A 20,659-nucleotide genomic window follows, 5' to 3' on the forward strand; every position below is an offset into this window, starting at 1 on the left:
TACTTTTATCTGCGCAGGAGCGAGCTTATGTTTGAAATGCAGCTGGATCTGCCAATGTGGCAACTGGTCACGGCAATCAGCATCATCTTTGGTGCAGCAGTTCTGCGTGGCTACAGCGGCTTTGGTTTCTCCTCGTTGACCGTGACCAGCCTGGCTTTGTTTATGCCACCCAAGATAGTCGTGCCGGCAATTTTTATGCTGGAGATCGCTGCCAGTGTTCACTTGCTACCCGGTGTATTGCGTCAGATCGATCGCAAGCTGCTGGGACAACTGCTAGTTGGCACCCTGATCTGTACGCCCATCGGGGTCTGGCTGCTGGCCCACCTACCGGAAGCTCAAACCCGCCTACTGATCTGCACCATGGTTCTGATCTGCGCAATCCTGCTGTTGATGGGCTTTGAACAGAAAAAAGAGGCACGCCGCCTGCCGCTAGCAACCGGGTTTGCCTCCGGACTGGCGAACGGCGCTGCCGCCATTGGTGGATTACCGGTGGTACTGATGATGCTTTACACCCAGATGTCCCCCATCGCTACCCGAGCTACCCTGGTGGCGTTTTTTGCCTTCACCGATATCTATGCCCTGATCTGGACCGGACACCAGTCGCTGCTCACCGGCGAAGTGGTCAGCCTGGGGCTGATTTTCCTGATCCCGATGGTGATCGGTTTGAGCCTTGGCAGCTTTTTATTTAGACGTGCTGGAAACCGCAGTTTCCGTAACTTGGCGCTGGTGTTGTTGATCTCAGTATCAGTAATTGGCTTGGCGCGTTCGGGGTATCAACTGCTGGGCTAGTCTGGGGCGCAAAATTCATCGGTAGGCTGTTGGGCTTCGCGCAGCGAAGGCCAACCTACCACATAGCACTTAGTAGGTCGGCCATCGCAACGCGATGCCCGACACAGCATTCCTTAAACTTATCCACTGTGGCCTAGTGGCTGATTCATATCGATCAGCACTTGTAGGGTGATCTGATCAAAGGTCACTACCTGGCCACCTTCAACTTTGGCAAAGGCTGCAGCATCCTCTTTCTTTGAGAAGCTGGCCAGCGTGGGCCCCATCGCGCCTTTTTTGCCGTGGCCAACCACATAGAACGCCTGCTTGGCATCGATATAGGTTTCTTCCTCTGGATGACCCCAAGGGGTCACCGCCATATCGTGCACAAAGGCTTGCTGGATGTTGTGCTGGTTCTCAGGATCCACGATAAAGGCAAACATATCCCGCGTTGAACAGAACTTCATATTGCCCTGCTTGCCACGGGAATAAAGCTGGCCTTTAGGCCCGGGGTAGTTGGTGATGATCATGCCACACAGATGGCACTCGTCACTGCTTTCGATGGCGACCGCCTGCTGTACCATCGTAATTTTGTCTTCTTCCTCGCCACAGCCGGACAGTACCCCCAATGGCAGCAACAACAGAATTATGCGAAACAGGGCTTTCATGATGTGTCCTCTCCTTAAAGTCCGCGGCGGTTAAAGATCATCATTGCCAGGCCCAGTGGTAGCGCCAGCCAGGCCAGCAACCCACCGAAGAGCGACACTGTCGAGAACTGCGTTTGCTGGGCAATTGCCATCAATCCGCTCAGGTTCTGGTCGGCAAAATAGGTAATGTTCACCAGACGGAAGATATCGGTTGGGTTGAGCAACAATAGGTATGGGAATAGGGTTTCATCCACATTACCCTGGGTCGCCACCAACATACCCAGCAGTCCCAGATCGAACACCAGCACAAACAGGAACCAGACAATCAGAGCGATACCAGCCGCCTTGGACTTCTCCGAAACGGAGGCGCTGATCACGTAGGCGATGGCGATAAAGATCCAGCCCAGCAGCATGGCGGAAAAGATAAACACCGCATAGGGGCCGATCAGCTCACCCCAACTGGTGGTATCGGAAAAGATACCCATCATCACTGCCGATGAGCCAAACCCCACCAGGGTGGAGAACGCCATCACCGCGCCCTGCCCCATCATTTTGCCCAGCAGTAATTGCCAGCGGGAAAGCGGATAGGTCATCAGTAACAGCAGCGTACCGTTTTCGTCCTCACCGCCGATGCCGTCATAGGCCAGCATCAGGGCGATCAGCGGGATGATAAATACCGCCAGACTGGCCAGACTGACTATGGTAGAGGAGAGCGAGGTGAAACCTACCTTGCCCGCTGCAGCCGCGCCGAAATAGGCCAGGCCGATCGCCAGCACGGCAAAGATAATGCAGATCGACAGCACCCAGCGATTGCGCAGGCCGTCATGGAACTCTTTATTCGCAACCGTAAATACGGCACTCATGGGGTTGCCTCCTGCACCTGATGTGTCTCGATAAAGTGGGTATAGAGGTCTTCCAGAGATGGCAGGTGGACATCGACATTCTCCAGCCCCGGCAACACAATCAGCTGCTGCATGGTGGTCATCTTGTCCTGTAACGCAACATCCAGCCGCATTGAACGCCCATCCCTGTTGGCCCGTGCAGCAAGGTGTTCAGGCAGTGTCAGGTCCCCCTGCAGATGGAAGGTGGCGGGCAAGTCCGCCTGCTGACGCAGATCATTCACGCTGCCTTCGGCCAGCAGCTTGCCACGGCCCAGAATCAGGGCGCGATCAATATACTTTTCCACCCCCGGCAGCACATGAGAGCAAAGGATCACCGTACAGCCCTGCTCTTTCAACTGCTCGATACGGCGGTAAAAATCCTGAGTGGCGATCGGATCCAGCCCCACCGTAGGCTCATCCAGCAACAGCAGCTTGGGTTCACCCAACAATGCCTGGGCCAACCCCAGACGCTGACGCATCCCCTTGGAGTAGGTTTTCACCCGGCGTTTACCCGCCTGACTCAAGCCCACCTGTTCCAGCAGCGCATGACAGCTCTGTTTGGGGATCCCTTTCAGACGGGCAAAATACTGCAGCACTTCCAAGCCAGTAAGCTGGTCGTAAAAGCTGACATTTTCCTGCAGGAAACCCAACTGGCGGCGCAAGGTACGGGCTTCGGACTGGGTCGGGTCCTCACCAAACACCCGTACCTGACCTGCGGTGGCGGCTATCAGACCCAGAATCAGTTTGATGGTGGTGGTTTTACCCGCGCCGTTATGGCCAAACAATCCCAGGACTTCGCCCTGCTTCAGCTCCAGATTAAGCTGATGCAGCGCGCTCACCCCCTGATAGGATTTCTCTACCTGCTGTAATTCGACGATATTCATACTATTTCTCAGCTACCTCACCTGCCGCAGTACCAAAGGAACGGTCGGCAGGGTTTAAGGAATGGGGTACCGCCATCAACGGATGGCTGTCGACAACGCCGGGCGATTTCAGCACCGGAAACTGGCGCTGCACCCAGCGCAGGGTTTCCACCGCCGGACTGTTAAGCAGCAGCTTGGCGGACGGAAACTTCCATAACAGTCGATCCATACTGTCGTTCGGTTCGTATTCCACGTCACCAATGCCGTCACCATCCATATCCCAGCCCAGATAATCACTCCAATAGTTGCCGACGCCTTTATCAGACCAGTCCTGCTTTCGGGTGGCGACGTATTTCACCTGCTCTTTATTGCTCACAAAGGCGTTACCACTTAAGACGTTGTCTTCGGAGCCGGCCGTCAGGTGGATTCCCATATCACTCTGGGCAAACAGGTTGTCGCGGATCTGGTTAAACAGGGAGTTGTAGATAAACAGCGCTTTGCCCTCAAGTCCCATCTGACCGCCACCCTGCATGTGCGGATTGTTGGCATTCTGAATACCGATGACCCGGTTATTCTGAATGGTCGAATTGGTGATGTAGTTCATCAGGATGCCGTAGTTGGCATCGTTCTTAGAGCGGTTGCCGATAACGGTCAGGTATTTGGACTGCATCAGCGCATAACCGGTACGGGTCTGAAAGGTGAAGTTGTCCTGCACCAGGTTATGGTAGGAATACATGTAGTGCACACCGTAGCGCAGATCGTGCAGGTAGTTGCCAATCAACTTGTTGCCATTACTGGTATCGATATAGATCCCATCGCGGGTGTACCAGACCTCGTTACCCTGTGCCAATGCGCCGGTTACGTTAAACAGATGAATGCCGTTGCCACGATCGGCGGAGCGCAGCTCAAGGTTGCCCTCAATCTTGTTGGCGATCAGTTGTACATCAGGGGCGGCATCCACCCAGATACCAAAACCTCCACCCTGAAGTTCGTTGTATTCAATTCGGGTTTTCGCAGCTTGTTTGGAGACAAAGATCCCGGAATCCAGCTCGGTCAGGTCTTCGCCATAGTTCTGGATGCGCAGGTGGTGTACGTAACTGTTGGCGGCGTTGATCTGCAGGGTATGGCCTTTGTTCTGGCCGTCCAGCACCGCGCCCTGCTTACCGGTCAATTCGATGGATTGCGGGACAATAAAGTTGCCCTTATAGATACCGGCAGAGAGTACTACCTGATCGCCAGCCTGGGCACGATCCAGGACCTGCTGCAGGTCATCGGCCGGAGAGACATGGAAAGTTGCTGCCTGGGCAGAAACGATAAAACTGATGCTCAGCAATGACGCTAACCGAGCAAACCATAATCCCATAAAAACCTCCTGATCGGAGAGAAAGCCCAACCCTGACGCATGACTTGGGAACAGATCAGGGCTGGGTGTGACACGCCTACTCGCTGATTAATAGCCAATAAACGTGTGTGTTGTTGCTAAGCCTTACGCCGGTTCAACCAGCATTCGGCCGCGCATTTCCATATGCAGTGCATGACAGAACCAGTTGCAGTAGAACCAGTGCACCCCTGGCTGGTCAGCCGTAAAGGTTACCGATGCAGTCTGCATTGGACTGATCTCCATCTGCACCCCATGGTTCACCATACAGAAACCGTGGGTTACGTCTTCGATCTGGTCCAGGTTGGTGATGATGACAGTGACCTCATCACCCTGCTTCACTGTAAACTCGTTCAAACCGTAGCTCGGTGCTACAGAGGTCATGTATACGCGGACGTTCTTGCCATCACGGATAACCTTACTGTCCGTTTCCAGATTGACGCCATCTTTCTTCGCCATCTCCACGGTCATCGCAAAAGTAGGGTCTTTACGATCATAGATCTTGCGGGTTTTCACCTTGGAGCGGTGCACGATCATACAATCGTGTGGTTCCGCATAGGTCGGACCGTCGTGTACCAGTTTCATCTCATCACCGGAGATATCAATCAGCTGATCGTTCTCCGCATGCAGCGGGCCACACTTCAGGAAGCGGTCTTTTGAGAATTTCTGCAGCGATACCAGATACTTACCGTCCGCATCACGGGTTTCACCCATGGTAGTATGGTTGTGACCCGGCTGATAATGCACATCCAGCTTCTGAACGATATAGTTCACTTTCTCGCCGTTGTACGCTTTGATCGCTTTTTCAATATCCCACTTACACACCTGACTATCGATAAACAGGGTGGTGTATGCGTTGCCACGACCGTCGAACGCCGTGTGCAATGGTCCAAGACCCAACTCCACTTCTGCCGCCACGGTGTCACGTGGCTTGATCTTCCCTGCGAACAGGTCATCGAACTTGGTCAGATCAAACATGGTTACGGTTGGGGAGAGCTTACCATTGGCCACAGCGTACTTGCCGCCCGGTGCGGTGTTGATACCGTGTGGGTTCTTCGGGGTTGGCACGTAAGCGGTCAGTTTGGAGCCCTTACGACCGTCCACTACGGGTACTTTGGAGTCACCCAGGGTTTTGAAGTTACCGGCTTTTACTGCCGCTTCGATGCGTGGAATATTGAAGATGACCAAGTGGTCACGCTCATCGCGCATGGAACCTGCCAGGTCCACCGCACCTTCCGAGTTGTAACAGGTCGCGAATGCGTACTTACCGGTGTAATCTGCATCAGTATTATCCAGGTTACCGTCCACGATTACCTGCCAATCCACCTCCATGGTCTCGGCGTTCACCGCAGAGAACATGGTGTAGTAGCCTTCGATGTCATCCATGTTCAGGCCGTTGTTCGGGTGTGGCATACGGAATTCAGCGTTGGCAAAAACGTACTTGGTGTGCGGCACTTTCTGTACGCGCAGACCGTGGATCGCCTGACAGTTCGGGATCGTGGTGATCTTGTCGGTTTTCATAATGTCACCGCGGATACGGGCAACACGAGTATTGGCCTTATCGTTGATGAATATATACTTACCGTCGTACTGGCCGTTGGTCATGGACATATGCGGATGGTGACAGTCACCATTCATTGGTGCATTTTCACCCAGCACAGCCTTACTTTCATTGCTAATCCCCCATCCGGTTGCGCTATCCACGTTGAAAACCGGGATTCGCATCAGCTCACGCATGGACGGCAGACCCAAAATACGTACTTCACCTGAGTGACCACCACTCCAGAAGCCGTAATATTCGTCCAGCTCACCTGGTCCAACACTGTGCTTGTTGTCGGAAGAGGCATGAGCGGTAGACGGCATCAGTGCGGAGCCCATCGTAGCGCCCATGGTACCCACAGCACCTACCAAGGCAGCGGAGCCCCCCAGGAACAAACGTCGGCTGAGTTTGACGTGTTCTGTGGCTTGTGGATCTTCGGTATCGATCGCTGGGAGGTTTTTATCGTTCGGATCTATCATCGTTTCGATCTCCATTAGATATAACGCCATGCCGCACAGCAGGCGTTGCTTGGGTCATTTGTTGCAGTCGCGTAGCTCCCCCGATCAGTGATCTCGACGGCGGGAATTTTTTTCAGCGCTGCGTCGTGCTTAGCCTTCTTACGTTTTTTCTGTACCAGCGGCGGACACTTGTCGTCGCGGTAATAAGTCATCTGGCAATCCAGACACTGATGGCATTCGTTCCCATTGATCGAGCCATCGGGATGAATTGCCTGAATCTCACATTCATTGGCGCAGATCTTACAAGGCTGACCACACTCCTTACGGCGTTTCAGCCAATCGAACAGACGCAGACGCGCGGGGATTGCCAACGCTGCGCCCAGCGGGCAGATATAGCGGCAATACATCTTGCGGTTAAACGCTGAGATCACCAGCAGCAGAACGGCATAGAGCACATAACCCCATTCACGCTGGAATTTCAGCAGGAAAGCAGTTTTGAAAGGTTCGACCTCAGCGTATTTCTCTGCTTCGGCCAGGGACTCCAAGGAGACAGCAAACAGACCCAGCAGGATTACATATTTCAGCGCCCAGAGACGTTCGTGCACGGCAAACGGTGGCTCAAACTGCTTGACGTTGAAGCGTCGGGCCAGCTCGTTGATCAGCTCCTGCAGGGCACCAAACGGACACAACCAGCCGCAGAAGATGCCACGCCCCCAGAGCAGCATGGTCATCGCCACAAAGCCCCAGAGGATGAACAGCATTGGGTCGAGCAGGAACAGCTCCCATTCAAAATCGCCCTTCAACGCATGCACAAAGGTAAAGACGTTGACCACCGACAGCTGTCCCAGGGTGTACCAGCCGATAAAGACCACGGTGAAGATCAGATAACCGCGGCGGAAGGCATGCAGGAAACGTGGATAACGGACCAGTACGTCCTGGATAAAGATGACAATAAACAACACACCCAGCGCCACACTCAGCACACCGATCTGGAAGGCACGCTCTTTCCAGATGGATACCCACAACGCTTCCGGCTCGGGTTCTACTACCGGTGCAGGACGGTCAATGTATTGCTCCGGCGTCAAGTAATCGCCGTAGAAGCTGGTGAACACACTGTCCAACGCACCGACCTGGCGGCGTACCAGCAGCTCCAGCTGCCATGGGGCACCAGGATCAAAGGCGTACTGATCCCGGATGATAAAGATTGCCATCTCTTTAAAGCCGGGGAAGCCGTCGATATAGACGTCATCCAGACGGTAGTAGTCGGTATCGTGGAAACTGATCGCCTTACCGGATTGCTGCAGTTGGGTGCGATCAAAGATACCGCCACGCACATAGCCGTTACCCTTGAAGGAGTACTGGCCACTGCCCATTACCGCAATTGCCTGATCGCCCTCGCCCAACTCGCCCATCAGCCATTTGTACTGATCGTCGCCAAGCAGGTTGCGGCCGATAGTTGGGACATTGAGCGGCGCATAGTAGAGGTCGATAAACATCCGCTGCTGGCGGCCTTCGCCATGGCGGCCTTTGGTTTCGGCGGCGGTCCCTTCAAAGGCCTTGTCGATATCTGCTTCCACCAGTTTCAGACGGCGGATTGATCCGTCACCGGTGAGCTGCGTCCAGTCCGCCTTGCTAAACAGATCCTGCTTAATGGTGGCTGGCGGCACTTTGGCCTGCTCCGACAGACCGGCAATCCCCAATACGCGGGCTACCTTCTGGGCCGAGCGCATGATCGCTTCGTTGACCACCATAACAGTGACGGTGGCACCGGAGACCACATCAACATTGATCACATCTTCATTGTTGCCCGCGCCGACACGGACCTTGTCGGTCACGTTCAGGCCTTCATACTTGGCGGCGAAATCAAACAGTTTCTGTTCTGGAATGCCCACCAGCAATATAGGTTCATGATGCTCCAGTACCCGGGTTGCCAGCAGCTTGCCGTCAACATCCATCACCACCAGTGTGTTGATCGGCTTGCCGGAATAAGCCGGGATCTTGACCACATCGTTGGTTTCAAAGGCGTAACCCACAACTTCTTCACCGTTAAATACGGTCCATGCGGGCATTTTGCCTTCGGCAACGGGTGCTTTCTCGCGGATAGTGCTGTGTTTAGGAAAAGCCTGCTGGATGGTTTCCAGCTTCTGGGCGTCGGACACCGGTACCATGGCAAGTACAGGGGAAGAGACAAACAGTGCCGCCAACATACACAACAGAGCGAGAAAAAGCTGGCGGAAAGAACGTGCGGTAAGATCCATTTTGGTACCTTTCAAGCAACGCTCAACAAGCATTCTGCCTGAAAAACGTGCTATTCATTGCAAACAAAACAGTAAGTCAGCCTTACTGCGGTATGTGATCCGTCGGCGTATGCCGCACCTGATACACAGACACCTATACTTGCTTTTGGACAAGGCCTACTCCACTGGCCTGCCCTCAGACGTTACTCTTCCAGAACTTCAAGAATGGTGAATTCCATCATGTTTTCCTGCCGCAGTCGGAATTTGATCTGTTGACCGTTACTGAAATCCTCGGTCGACATACCTGGGGAAAGAGAAAACTTCATCTGCATCGCCCCCATGGACCACTCGGGAATGGGTTGATGCCGGATCTTCAGCTGACTGGTTTCGGCTAAAACGCCCTTCACTACGCCGGACGTAACCACCTCCGCCGCCATTGGTTTCATTTTTGATGAGCCATGCTGGTGCATGGCAGGCGACGCTGTATCCTGAGCAAACGCTTGAAACCCGGCCAAGGCAAAACACATACAGAAGCTAGTTACTAAAGATCTCTTCATGATTGCTTTCTCCGAACACTCCGTTTTTCCGGAAAACATCTCTGCGACAATCTGTCACACCCAAGACCTTACGCCCGTAGCCGAGGCAGGTGATTGATATTGATCAATTGGTAAAAATAGTTTCTTGTTACGCACACAGCGCCCTGCTCTGCACACTATCGGCAACAGTAAAAAGGCTTCTACTACTAAAGTTATTTCACCTACACCGCCCCCGTTACAATTCGTAAGGATTGCGAAAAAGTCTGTTTGTACTTTTCCTGTTTACTGCCTCTAAGAGCACCGTATTGCGGCCCCGGAGCGCCCCTCTCTCTGCGTTTCCGAGGTTGCTGCGGCTCTCCATGTGATAGAGCGAGCAAAGGAACCAGCAAATCATGCATCTGAGCCATTGCGGCTGCGACGCTGATTTAGCGGTTCCGTACAACAAGGAAAACAAAGATGCCTTTGATCCAACGTCCCTTTGGGGAGGAGCAACCGTACTGGCCGTTAGGCCCGTTTAAAGTCCGCCTGCCGTTTGTACACTACAAGTGGGAAACCCCGGAGATGATCCAGGGCCTGATCATGTTTGTAGTGGGTCTGGCGATGATTCCGCTGCTGCAGAAGTACCTCGGTATGCCTTACGAGGCTGCACTGGCGTTCACCTTCGTAGCCGGCCTGGGCTACTGTCTGCCAGCATTGCTGGGTGTACCGCTGGTTCCTGGCTGGATTACGCCGGCAATTCCGGTGGTACTGTTGTATCTGAAAGGCTTCGAACCTGGCCCAGAGGCGATCAAGGCACTGTTCGCCCTGCAGCTGGAAGTGACCATCATCTTCTTTATTCTGGGTGTCACCCGCCTCGGCTCCAAGCTGGTAGACGTGATCCCGAACTCCCTGAAAGCGGGTATCATCATCGGTGCGGGTATCGCTGCGATGATGGGCGAGCTGAAAGTGGGTGGCCGTGTTGATGCAACGCCGATCTCCCTGATCGTTGGTTCCATCATCTCTGCATACATCCTGTTCTCCCTGTCCTTCAAGAACATCATGGAAGAGAGCTCCCTGGCGAAGCGTATCGCGACCTTCGGCATGGTGCCGGGCATGATCTTCGCGATGGTCATCGGCTGGACCACCGGCGAGTACAAAGTACCGGATATCGAGTGGGGCATCACCCAGCCTGATTTCGGCCTGATGTGGCAGTACCTGACCTTCACCGTTGGCTTCCCGGGTTGGGACGTGTTCCTGCTGGCGATCCCAACCGCACTGATTGCATACGTAATCGCATTTGGTGACATCATCGTAGGTTTTACACTGGTGAAACGTGTAGACCACCTGCGTAAAGACGAGTCTATCGAAGAATCTGTAGACCGCGTTCACCTGGTTACTGCACTGCGTAACGGTATCCACGCGTTCTTCGCACCATGGCCGGGTCTGGCAGGTCCACTGTGGACGGCTGCGCACGCAACTGTTGCAGAGCGTTACGCGATGGGCCGTAAAGCGATGGACTCCATCTACAGTGGTGGCGGTACCTTCTGGATCACCGGTCTGGTGGCACTGTTCATCCTGCCGCTGGTCACTCTGTTTAAGCCGGTACTGCCGATCGCACTGTCCCTGACCCTGATCCTGACTGCATACATCTGCATCATGGTAGGTATGGAACAGCTGAAAAACCCAACCGAACGTGGTGTAGCGGGTATCGTTGCAGTAACCCTGGCGATGCCTGATCCAAAATCCACCGTGTACGCGGTAGCGATTGGTCTGATCCTGTACTTCCTGATCGAGCGTCCGAAACTGCTGGGCAAACACCGTCCGGAAGACGAGATCATCTTTGCCGACGGCGCTGAAGAGAAAAAAGAGAAAGAGACGGCTTAACCGCCATCCCGATATAAAAAAGGGGAGCCGATCGGCTCCCCTGTTTGTTAGGCAATTAAAAACAGACTTTTAACTCCAGTTCACCGCCGTAGTGAGCATATAACCCGCACCATAAACGGTTTTGATCAGCTCACTCTCTTCGCTGCTGCTTTCCAGTTTCTTACGCAAACGGGACATCCGCACATCAATGCTGCGGTCATAGGGAGTGCAGTTATCCCCCAACAGCTGATCACGGGACAGTATCTGAAACGGGTGCTTGAGTAACGCCAGCAACATATCCCCTTCCGCCCGGCTCAGGGACTGTTTCTTCTGGCCGGTGTACTGCAACTCCAGCGACTCGGGACGGTAGGTCCATCCGGCAAACTCCGCTTTCTTACAGGTAACCACTTCCGCTTCGGCACTACGTTGCAAACGGCGCAGCAAGCTCTGTACACGTGCCACCAGCTCACGCGGCTCGAAAGGTTTGGTGATGTAGTCATCGGCCCCAAACTCCAGCCCTAAGACTCGATCAGTGAGATCGTCCCGTCCGGAAACGATGATCACACCACGCTGTTGGGCATCAAACTGTTTCACCAGCTCCAATCCATCCATATCGGGCAGGTTCAAATCAACAATACAGATATCCGGATTCTCTTTGGGCGCGGCAACCAGTGCATCAACCCCATTGGAGAAATAGCGGACTTCGTAACGAAAATTCTCCAGCGCACTGCACATTAGCTGCCCCAGATCCTCTTCATCTTCAATTACAAACACCAGGTTGTTATTTTTCATCGTTGTATCCCCGGCTGCTCCGTAGCTCTCACTTTTTTTGTTGTTCCCTGTTATACCCTGAAATCTGGCTCAGGTCTGAAAGATCGCTTTGGTCAGCGCCGCCTGATCGAAAGGTTTCTGCAATAGGCAGAACTCGCCATCATGTTCGCTGTAGGTTTCGCTGTAGCCGGTCATCAACACCACAAAGGCACTTGGATAACGCTCCTGTACCCGCTGGGCCACGGCGTAACCATCCTTCTCACCCGGCATCACAATATCACTCACCACACCCGCCAGCTCCGGCAGGTTGAGCAACAGGTTATCCGCTTCGTCGGCGGTTTCCGCTTCCAGTACGGTAAAGCCGATCTCCACCAGTTGATGACGTACCACCGTACGTACATCCGGGTTGTCCTCCACCAGCAGCACCAATGAACTGGCATCGGCTACCTTCGCCGGTTGCTGACGTTCGTGTTCCAGTACGGGCACGGCACACTGACTGGCCGTTCCCACAGGCAGCAAAATCTCGATAGCAGCCCCCGCCTCATCACGATTGCGGATGCGGATATAGCCCTTAGACTGCTTCACAAAACCGTACACCATACTGAGCCCCAGGCCCGAACCCGCGCCGGTCGCCTTGGTGGTAAAGAACGGTTCAAAGGCTTTCTGCAGCGCATCTTCACTGAAACCACTGCCGGTGTCCTTGACTGCCAGCAGCACATAGTCGCCGGATGGCACCGGCTCATCAAAGTCACTGTGGCTGTCACAGCTGAACGGCCGCACTTCAAAGCTCAGCACACCACCACGCTCCATCGAGTCTGCCGCGTTAAGCGCCAGGTTCACCAGCGCGTCTTCCATCTGTGCTTCATCCACGTAAACCATGGCGGCGTCTTCGTCGATGCGGGTTTCAATGCGGATATTCTCCGGCAGCGGCCCGGACAACAAGCCGATCACATCCTGAATCAGGCGATCCGGCTTGATGCAGCCCGGCGACAGCGGTTGGCGACGGGAGAATGCCAGCAGGCGTTTGGTCAGATCCGCGCCCCGGCGGGTGGCACGAATCGCGGGTACCAGATTACCATTCAGGGCCAGTGGTAGATCCGGATGGTTCTGCGCTTCCAGCAGGTTACCCAGAATGATCGTCAGCAGGTTGTTGAAATCGTGCGCCAGGCCACCGGACATCTGCCCGACCGCTTTCATCTTGCTCGCTTCCGCCAGACGTTCTTCGGTTTCCCGTTCGTTGGTGATATCGATCGACAGGTTCAGCACCCCCTCTACAGTCTGGCGCTGCTCGCCGTAAAACGGCAACAGGGTACGGCGAGTCACCATGGTCTTACCGTTCACGTCGGCGCTGTATTCGTACATCACCTTTTCGCCACGCAACGCCTGGCGGATATAGGGCAATGTCTCTTCATACATGCGCGGCGGCATGACTTCATCGGTCAGTTTGCCGACCAGTTCGCTCTTGTAACAGCCAAACATCTCCGCATACTCACGGTTCACAAAGACATAGCGTCCCTGTGCATCCAGATAAGCAACCTGTGCAGGCAGTGCGTCCAGAATCAAACGCTGGCGGGTCTCGGATGCAGTCAGTTCACTCTTGGCCAACCTGAGGGAGCTCACCGCCTCCAGTAACTGTTGGTTGGAATCAGACAGTTCACGGGTACGCTCTGCAACACGGGTGTTAAGTCCCTGAATGTTATCGCGTAGCTGATCCACCATGCTGTCAAAGGAGTCAGCCAGGGTACCCAGCTCATCATTACGGTTGATGCCGGTTTTGGCACCAAACTGGCCACGGCTGATCTTAAAGGCTGTGGCCGACAGCTGCTTGATCGGTGAGGTGAGGTACTCAGCAAACAGGAACGCGGCCACAATCGCCGCCAGCAAGCCAAAGAAACCCATCGCCAGCAAGCGTTGGCCCAGTTGCACCGAGCTGGCCTTGAGGTCATCCAGATACACCGATGAGCTGATATACCAGTCAAAACCACTCAGATGGCGCACCAGTGAGAGTTTCTCATAGGCGTAGTTGCCCGGATCGGTAGGGCTGTCCCACTTGTAGTACAGCTCTTCGTCGGTATCAGACACGGCGATCAAATCCTGATAGATCGGATGACCGGTGACCGGATTGAGCAGGTCGCGGAAGTTGGTGCCGTGAATATTGGAGTTGGGGTGGTAGATCATGTCCCCGTTGGAATCGAAGATATAGAGGTAACCGTTGGTGGCGATCTTCACGTTCTCCAGCGCCTGGCTCAGCTCGGCCAGCAATCGCTCTTTGTGGGCCAGTGCCTCTTTCTCCAGGTCATCCGCATACACCCCCGCGCCCAGCACAATGCCCCACTCTGGAAAGCTGCGCACATAGGAGTACTTATCGATCACATCATCCTGATTCAGGCGATACCATTTGTAGCGATAGAAACCCTCACCGTCCCTGCGTGCTTTGCGCAGGATCTCGGGTAGTGCAGGTGGCGCGTCATCCACCTGATGAAAGCTGATATTCTGCCCCTGAAATTTACCGTCCGGGTGCGACAGCAGACGCCCGTTGTAATCGGAAATCCAGAGGTAGTTATCGCCCTCAAAATTCAGCTTGCGCAGCTCACGGTAAAGCATCTGCCACTGGGCTTGTTGATCGCCACTAGTTTCCCCTGCACTGATAAGCCCCGCACGGATATAACTCTCCCCTAAGTCCACCACTGCTTTGAGTTTTTGCTCCTCCGCATCCAGGGCCTGCTCCACGTAGGACTCGGTGCTGAAGTGCATGCGGTTAGCCAGGTCGTAGACAATGTTGAGCACCTGACGGTTGGAGTTGAGCTCCAGACCAAACACGTTCTGCTTGATCATGGGTACCGTCAGCCAGTAAATCGACACGAAGATACTGCTGATCAACAGCAGCAACATCATGAAAAGGCGGAAGGTAATGGGGGAATAACGATACACGGGAAAACCCTAATAATTTGTGCGAATAGCTGAATGTAGCACAAAGTAAAGACCACAATCGAAACTGTTACATTTCGTTAGAATTGCCAAATAGTTGAGCAACCATTTCCCCGTAAGTTAGTTCGTAACCGAATAACAATAAGACTGGTTCCGAACAGATGTACAACAACGTACCGGGCTCCAGCCCGTCCTCCCAATACACTGTTTCCTCAGCGATGACAGCGCACTGTCCCCCTATACCTGCGCGCCATCGCTTACCGGTCCTCTCCTCCGTGGACTTCCGACAGGTCGCCCACTCCAATCCCCGTTAATCCGAGTAGTAAACGCGAGGTTTCAACATGTCCTTTAAGCAAATCGGTGTAATTGGTGCAGGCCAGATGGGCCGCGGCATCACCCAAGTGATGGCAACTGCTGGCTATGAGCTGGTGATGGTTGATCTGAACGAAAACGCTTTGCACGTTGCCCTGTCGGTGATCGAAACCAGCCTGAACAAGTTGCAGGACAAAGGCCTGATCGAAGAGCGTCCATCCGCAATTCTGGGTCGCATCCGTACCGAAACGGACATGAACACCCTCGCTGATTGCGATCTGGTGATCGAAGCGGCGACCGAAAACGAAGAGATCAAAAACAAGATCTTCAAGCAGCTGGACGCGCTGTGTAAACCGGACGCGATCCTGGCCAGCAACACCTCCTCCCTATCGATCACTCGTCTGGCCGCCCAGACCTCCCGTCCGGAGAAAGTGATCGGTATGCACTTTATGAACCCGGTACCGGTGCTGGCGCTGGTTGAGATCATCAACGGTCTGCAAACCGCGTCGGATACCACCGAGAAGGTTGTAGAAGCCGCTAAGCGTGCGGGTAAAGAACCGATCCCGGTGAAAGACAAAGCCGCGTTCGTCCTAAACCGTATCCTGCTACCGATGATCAACGAAGCGATTTTTGCACTGGAGGAAGGTTGCGCCGAGGTCGAGCAGATCGATTCCATCATGAAGCTGGGGGCCAGTCACCCGATCGGCCCGCTGGCACTGGCTGACCTGATCGGCCTGGATACCTGCCTGAGCATCATGAATGTGCTGTATGAAAACTTCGGCGACAGCAAATACCGCCCGGCACCGTACCTGCGCCAGATGGTGGATGCGGGTTACCTGGGCCGTAAATCCGGCCGTGGTTTCTATCAGTACTGATCCCGCGCGGAGTGAGAATAACAAGATGACGGAGACCGATATGAACGTCGCAGCGTTTACCCAACTGTTTATCACCGAACAACAGCCGGGCGTCTGGCTGATCACCCTGAACCGTCCGAAGGCACTGAATGCCCTCAACCAACAGGTGCTGGAACAACTGGCCAGCGCCGTGGCCTGGATCGAGAACCAGCCGGACGCACGCGTGCTGCTGATTACCGGCAGTGGTGACAAGGCCTTTGCCGCCGGTGCGGACATCGTCGAAATGAAAGACCTGAACGCCCAGCAGGCACGTGATTTCTCCCAGATCGGTATGACTACGATGCACCGCATCGAGAACTCCCGTCTGCCGGTGATCGCGCTGGTGAACGGTTTCTGTCTGGGTGGTGGCTGCGAGCTGGCGATGGCCTGCGACTTCATTCTGGCAGCGGATAACGCGGTCTTCGGTCAGCCGGAAGTGACCCTGGGTGTACCACCAGGCTTTGGTGGCAGCCAGCGCCTACCACGTCGTGTCGGTCCGGGTATGGCGGCGCAGTTGCTGCTGACTGGCGAGAAGATCAAAGCCGACGAGGCGCTACGTATCGGTCTCTGCAATCAGGTTATGCCAGCTGAACAGCTGCTGGAGCGCGGCGTACAGATGGCTGCGGCAATTGCGAAAAACGCACCGTTGGCAGTCAGCCACTGCAAACGCCTGGTACAGGTTTCCGGCGATCAAAACATCGAAAACGGTTGCCGTATGGAAAGCGACCTTTTCGGTCTGAGCTTCGCCACCGAAGACCAGAAAGAAGGTATGGGCGCGTTCACCGAGCGCCGCAAAGCAGAATTCACCGGGCAGTAACGGTCAACACCGTCGCTGCCTAACCCACAACGCAACGATAACGAGGGAAACAATAATGAATAACAGATCAGCCTTCGAGACGAACCTGGACAAAAATGCCGCTAACTTTGCTGCGCTAACCCCGATCAAATTCCTGGAGCGGGCCGCCGGCGTTTATCCTAATCGTCCTGCAGTGGTTCACGGAGAGATCCGCCGCAACTGGTCCGAAACATTCATTCGTTGTAAAAAACTGGCCAGCGCCCTGCAGGCAAAAGGCGTTCAGAAAGGTGACGCGGTCTCTATCATGGCCCCTAACCTGCCAGAGCACTTTGAAGCCCACTTTGCCGTACCGATGTGTGGCGCTGTGCTGAACTCCATCAACACCCGTCTCGATTCCGAGATTGTGGCCTTTATCCTCAAGCACGCCGGTTCCAAGGTGCTGATCACCGACAAGGAGATGAGCAAGGTGGTTAAAGGTGCACTGGAGCTGTTGGAGGAAAAACCGTTCGTTATCGATATCGACGACCCGTACTGGACCGACGGTGAACTGATCGGTGATACCGATTACGAAACCTTCATCGCGGACGGCGACGAGAACTTTGCATACCTGTTGCCGGATGACGAATGGGAAGCGATCACTCTGAACTACACCTCCGGCACCACCGGTGATCCAAAAGGTGTGGTGTACCACCACCGTGGTGCTTACCTGAACGCCAACAGCAATGCGCTGTCCTGGGCGATGGAACACCACCCGGTGTACCTGTGGACCCTGCCAATGTTCCACTGCAACGGCTGGTGTTTCCCATGGACCATCGCGGCGATGGCCGGTGTCAGCGTCTGCCTGCGTCACGTACGTGCCGATGCAATCTTTAACCTGATCAAGAACGAAAAAGTGGGTTACTTCTGTGGCGCGCCGATCGTTCTGAACATGCTGAACTCCGCCGACGATGAATTGAAAGCAGGCATCACCCACCCGGTGAAAGTGATGACCGCTGGTGCTGCACCACCGGCGTCTGTCATCGAAGGGATGGAGAAGCTTGGCTTCAAAGTGACCCACGTGTACGGCCTGACCGAAACCTACGGCCCATCCGTAGTGTGCGCATGGCATGACGAGTGGAATGAAAAATCCGTTGAAGAACAGGCTCGCCTGAAGTCCCGTCAGGGAGTACGTGCACCGATGCTGGACGACCTGATGGTCGCGGATCCGGTCACCCTGAAGCCGGTACCAAAAGACGGCAAAACCATGGGTGAGATCTTTATGCGTGGCAACTTGGTGATGAAGGGTTACCTGAAAAACCCGGCCACCACCGCCGACGCCTTCGAAGGCGGCTGGTTCCACTCCGGTGACCTGGCGGTTTGGCATGAAGACGGTTATGTCGAGATCAAAGACCGCTCCAAAGACATCATCATCTCCGGCGGTGAAAACATCTCCAGTATCGAGGTGGAAGACGTTCTGTTCAGCCACCCGCTGGTTCAGGAAGCGGCCGTTGTGGCGAAGAAGGATGAGAAGTGGGGTGAAACCCCGTGTGCCTTTGTCTCGCTGAAGGACAATGCCGATGCTGTCTCTGCAGAGGAGATCATCGCTTACTGCCGCGACCACATGGCGCACTTCAAGGCACCCAAAACCGTGGTCTTTGGCGACATGCCAAAAACCAGCACCGGCAAGATCCAGAAGTTCCTGCTGCGTGAGCGTGCGAACAACCCGGAAACCACCGAAAGCTAATTAATACCGTAGCAGCCCGCTCTGAGGGCGACATTTAGATTTAGCACCGATGGGTCGCCGTCGGAGCCGGCTGCTACAACCAAGAGACAGAACTATGAGCACCTACACCGCCCCATACGCGGATGCGAATTTTGTTATCAAAGAACTGGTGAAATTCGACCAGTACTGCAGCGAAGCCGGTCTGGAAGAAGTAAACAGCGAGCTGGCCTCCGTCATCATCGAAGAAGCCGGCAAACTGGCGTCTGACGTACTGGCCCCGTTGAACAGCACCGGTGACCAGAACGGCGCCCGTCTGGAAGACAACAAAGTTATCGAAACCGAAGGTTTTGCTGACGCCTACCAGCAGTACGTGGAAAACGGTTGGGCGACACTGACAGGCCCCGAAGAGTTCGGCGGTCAGGCCCTGCCAAACGTACTGGGCACCGCGGTCAACGAACTGTGGCACTCCGCCAACATGGGCTTTGCCCTCTGCCCGATGTTGAGCCAGGGGGCGGTTGAAGCCCTGATCGCCCACGGCAGCGACGAGCTGAAAGCCCAGTACCTGCCGCAGCTGATCAGCGGCGAGTGGACTGGCACCATGAACCTGACCGAACCCAACGCCGGCTCTGACCTGGCGGCGGTTGCTTCCAAAGCGATCCCTGACGGTGACGTATACAAGATCACCGGACAGAAGATCTTTATCACCTGGGGTGACCACCAGATGACCTCTAACGTGGTTCACCTGGTGCTGGCCCGCCTGCCGGATGCGCCTGCCGGCGTGAAGGGGATCTCCCTGTTTATCGTGCCGAAGTTCAAGCTGGACGCCAACGGCGAACCGGGTGAACTTAATGACGTGGCCTGCGTGTCTCTGGAGCACAAGCTGGGAATCCACGGCAGCCCAACCTGTGTGATGAGTTTTGGCGACAACGGTGGCGCAGAAGGTTACCTGGTGGGTGAAGCTAACAAGGGCCTGATGTACATGTTCACCATGATGAACCACGCCCGTCAGTCTGTGGGCCTGCAGGGTCTGTCCATCTCAGAACGTGCTTACCAGCAGTCGGTTGAGTACGCCAAGGAGCGTATTCAGGGTACCCGCAAAGATGGTTCCAAGATGGCAATCATCGAACACCCAGACGTACGCCGCATGCTGCTGGCGCAGAAATCCGGTATCGAAGCGATGCGCGCCCTGGCGTATGTAGCGGCTTCCGATGTGGATAAAGCCCACAGCAAAGACGCAGAAGTAGCTAAACACTACCAGCCACGCGTTGACCTGCTGACTCCAATCGTTAAAGGCTGGATGACTGAATTCGCCCAGGAACTGACCTCCCTGAACATCCAGGTACACGGCGGCATGGGCTTTATCGAAGAGACCGGCGCTGCCCAACACTACCGCGACGCCCGTATCCTGCCGATCTACGAAGGCACCACCGGCATCCAGGCACTGGACTTCATCGGTCGTAAGATGCTGATGGACCAGGGTGCAGCACTGGAAAGCCTGCAGAGTGAAATGATGATCACCGTGAACGCTCTGGCGACAGTGGATTCACCGGTTTTCGCCAAACTGCACCGCGAATTGCGCACTGCAGTTGAACGCTCTATGCAGGTACGCAGCTGGCTGCTGGATAAGTCTGCCAGCAACCGCGACCTAGCGAGCAGCGTGTGTGTCGACTTCCTGATGATGCACGGCTTCCTGTGCGGTGGCTGGCTGTTGGCGAAAAGCGCCCTATCCGCTCAGGAGCTGATGGGCAGCGGCGAATACGCCGACGACTTCCTGCGCACCAAACTGATTACTGCGGAGTTCTTCGCAGACAACTATCTGCCACGTGCCAACCGCCACGCTGATGTAGTGATGAGCGGCCTGAGCGGCGCGTGTGAGATTGATACTGAGCAGTTCTGATCAGCCCACTCGCTGATCACATCCCCCGTCACACCTGACTTGTGACAAGATGCCTTTTGCCCTCTTTATGAGGGCTTTTTTTTGGTTCATCGTCGATTACCGGGGAAGGCCGCCTTTATCTTTAGGAAGAAGTACTCGGTATCTCGATAACCATAGGCCATACGCTTGATTACTTTGATCTTGTTATTGATCCCCTCCAATCGACTGGTGTGG

At 54.8% G+C, this 20,659-nt stretch carries 16 protein-coding genes; 6 read left to right on the forward strand and 10 right to left on the reverse strand.

Annotated elements, in window-relative coordinates; all coding sequences use genetic code 11:
* Positions 1-27: 27 nt before the first annotated feature.
* Entirely contained in the window at positions 28-789 is a 762-nt protein-coding gene (locus tag ACEQ15_RS14560; protein ID WP_370279939.1) for a sulfite exporter TauE/SafE family protein, read from the forward strand.
* Positions 790-908: 119 nt separating this feature from the next.
* Here ACEQ15_RS14560 and ACEQ15_RS14565 read toward each other — a convergent pair whose 3' ends face one another.
* From ACEQ15_RS14565 to ACEQ15_RS14595, 7 genes are all read right to left on the reverse strand, one after another.
* The gene (locus ACEQ15_RS14565) at positions 909-1,433 is read right to left on the reverse strand and encodes a nitrous oxide reductase accessory protein NosL (protein ID WP_370279940.1); all 525 of its coding nucleotides are present in this window, start codon (positions 1,431-1,433) and stop codon (positions 909-911) included.
* Positions 1,434-1,447: 14 nt separating this feature from the next.
* Positions 1,448-2,275: an ABC transporter permease subunit gene (locus ACEQ15_RS14570; protein WP_370279942.1), complete on the reverse strand. Its 828-nt coding sequence runs from the start codon at positions 2,273-2,275 to the stop codon at positions 1,448-1,450.
* A complete protein-coding gene (locus tag ACEQ15_RS14575) occupies positions 2,272-3,177 on the reverse strand; it encodes an ABC transporter ATP-binding protein (RefSeq protein ID WP_370279943.1) in 906 nt (301 codons plus the stop codon). The genes ACEQ15_RS14570 and ACEQ15_RS14575 overlap by 4 nt, the downstream gene beginning before the upstream one ends.
* A 1-nt stretch (position 3,178) precedes the next feature.
* Positions 3,179-4,519: a nitrous oxide reductase family maturation protein NosD gene (locus tag ACEQ15_RS14580; protein WP_370279944.1), complete on the reverse strand. Its 1,341-nt coding sequence runs from the start codon at positions 4,517-4,519 to the stop codon at positions 3,179-3,181.
* Positions 4,520-4,642: 123 nt separating this feature from the next.
* Positions 4,643-6,553, reverse strand: a complete 1,911-nt coding sequence (nosZ, locus tag ACEQ15_RS14585) for a TAT-dependent nitrous-oxide reductase (RefSeq protein WP_370279956.1) — start codon at positions 6,551-6,553, stop codon at positions 4,643-4,645.
* A 14-nt stretch (positions 6,554-6,567) separates the two neighbouring features.
* On the reverse strand, positions 6,568-8,790 hold the full coding sequence (gene nosR, locus ACEQ15_RS14590) for a transcriptional regulator NosR (RefSeq protein ID WP_370279945.1): 2,223 nt from the start codon (positions 8,788-8,790) through the stop codon (positions 6,568-6,570).
* A 182-nt stretch (positions 8,791-8,972) separates the two neighbouring features.
* Complete coding sequence (locus ACEQ15_RS14595; protein WP_370279946.1) at positions 8,973-9,326, reverse strand: copper-binding protein; 354 nt, start codon at positions 9,324-9,326, stop codon at positions 8,973-8,975.
* Positions 9,327-9,761: 435 nt separating this feature from the next.
* On the opposite strand from ACEQ15_RS14595, the gene ACEQ15_RS14600 reads away from it, so the two are divergent.
* Entirely contained in the window at positions 9,762-11,168 is a 1,407-nt protein-coding gene (locus tag ACEQ15_RS14600) for a xanthine/uracil/vitamin C permease (protein WP_370279947.1), read from the forward strand.
* A gap of 69 nt (positions 11,169-11,237) precedes the next feature.
* Here the strand turns inward: ACEQ15_RS14600 and ACEQ15_RS14605 are convergent, their stop codons facing one another.
* A complete protein-coding gene (locus tag ACEQ15_RS14605) occupies positions 11,238-11,939 on the reverse strand; it encodes a response regulator transcription factor (protein WP_370279948.1) in 702 nt (233 codons plus the stop codon).
* Positions 11,940-12,008: 69 nt separating this feature from the next.
* Positions 12,009-14,849 carry a cache domain-containing protein gene (locus tag ACEQ15_RS14610; RefSeq protein WP_370279949.1) on the reverse strand — a complete coding sequence of 947 codons (2,841 nt, stop codon included), beginning with the start codon at positions 14,847-14,849 and terminating at the stop codon, positions 12,009-12,011.
* A gap of 338 nt (positions 14,850-15,187) precedes the next feature.
* On the opposite strand from ACEQ15_RS14610, the gene ACEQ15_RS14615 reads away from it, so the two are divergent.
* The 4 genes from ACEQ15_RS14615 to ACEQ15_RS14630 all read left to right on the forward strand — a co-directional run bounded on the left by ACEQ15_RS14615 (position 15,188) and on the right by ACEQ15_RS14630 (position 20,446).
* Positions 15,188-16,033, forward strand: a complete 846-nt coding sequence (locus tag ACEQ15_RS14615; protein WP_370279950.1) for a 3-hydroxybutyryl-CoA dehydrogenase — start codon at positions 15,188-15,190, stop codon at positions 16,031-16,033.
* A 40-nt stretch (positions 16,034-16,073) separates the two neighbouring features.
* On the forward strand, positions 16,074-16,868 hold the full coding sequence (locus tag ACEQ15_RS14620; RefSeq protein ID WP_370279951.1) for an enoyl-CoA hydratase-related protein: 795 nt from the start codon (positions 16,074-16,076) through the stop codon (positions 16,866-16,868).
* Between the two features lie 55 nt (positions 16,869-16,923).
* Positions 16,924-18,570, forward strand: coding sequence for an acyl-CoA synthetase (locus tag ACEQ15_RS14625; protein ID WP_370279952.1), 1,647 nt, complete (start codon positions 16,924-16,926; stop codon positions 18,568-18,570).
* Positions 18,571-18,664: 94 nt separating this feature from the next.
* A complete protein-coding gene (locus tag ACEQ15_RS14630) occupies positions 18,665-20,446 on the forward strand; it encodes an acyl-CoA dehydrogenase family protein (RefSeq protein ID WP_370279953.1) in 1,782 nt (593 codons plus the stop codon).
* A gap of 86 nt (positions 20,447-20,532) precedes the next feature.
* Here ACEQ15_RS14630 and ACEQ15_RS14635 read toward each other — a convergent pair.
* On the reverse strand, positions 20,533-20,659 hold a 127-nt coding region (locus ACEQ15_RS14635; protein ID WP_370278322.1), incomplete at its 5' end, for a transposase.

This window comes from Pontibacterium sp. (genome assembly GCF_964228735.1).
Lineage (GTDB): Bacteria > Pseudomonadota > Gammaproteobacteria > Pseudomonadales > Balneatricaceae > Pontibacterium.

Excerpts from the sequence above, each read along its gene's own strand:
- ACEQ15_RS14560 (WP_370279939.1), top strand. The coding sequence starts at position 28 with ATGTTTGAAATGCAGCTGGATCTGCCAATGTGGCAACTGGTCACGGCA.
- ACEQ15_RS14565 (WP_370279940.1), bottom strand. The coding sequence starts at position 1,433 with ATGAAAGCCCTGTTTCGCATAATTCTGTTGTTGCTGCCATTGGGGGTA.
- ACEQ15_RS14570 (WP_370279942.1), bottom strand. The coding sequence starts at position 2,275 with ATGAGTGCCGTATTTACGGTTGCGAATAAAGAGTTCCATGACGGCCTG.
- ACEQ15_RS14575 (WP_370279943.1), bottom strand. The coding sequence starts at position 3,177 with ATGAATATCGTCGAATTACAGCAGGTAGAGAAATCCTATCAGGGGGTG.
- ACEQ15_RS14580 (WP_370279944.1), bottom strand. The coding sequence starts at position 4,519 with ATGGGATTATGGTTTGCTCGGTTAGCGTCATTGCTGAGCATCAGTTTT.
- nosZ (WP_370279956.1), bottom strand. The coding sequence starts at position 6,553 with ATGATAGATCCGAACGATAAAAACCTCCCAGCGATCGATACCGAAGAT.
- nosR (WP_370279945.1), bottom strand. The coding sequence starts at position 8,790 with ATGGATCTTACCGCACGTTCTTTCCGCCAGCTTTTTCTCGCTCTGTTG.
- ACEQ15_RS14595 (WP_370279946.1), bottom strand. The coding sequence starts at position 9,326 with ATGAAGAGATCTTTAGTAACTAGCTTCTGTATGTGTTTTGCCTTGGCC.
- ACEQ15_RS14600 (WP_370279947.1), top strand. The coding sequence starts at position 9,762 with ATGCCTTTGATCCAACGTCCCTTTGGGGAGGAGCAACCGTACTGGCCG.
- ACEQ15_RS14605 (WP_370279948.1), bottom strand. The coding sequence starts at position 11,939 with ATGAAAAATAACAACCTGGTGTTTGTAATTGAAGATGAAGAGGATCTG.
- ACEQ15_RS14615 (WP_370279950.1), top strand. The coding sequence starts at position 15,188 with ATGTCCTTTAAGCAAATCGGTGTAATTGGTGCAGGCCAGATGGGCCGC.
- ACEQ15_RS14620 (WP_370279951.1), top strand. The coding sequence starts at position 16,074 with ATGAACGTCGCAGCGTTTACCCAACTGTTTATCACCGAACAACAGCCG.
- ACEQ15_RS14625 (WP_370279952.1), top strand. The coding sequence starts at position 16,924 with ATGAATAACAGATCAGCCTTCGAGACGAACCTGGACAAAAATGCCGCT.
- ACEQ15_RS14630 (WP_370279953.1), top strand. The coding sequence starts at position 18,665 with ATGAGCACCTACACCGCCCCATACGCGGATGCGAATTTTGTTATCAAA.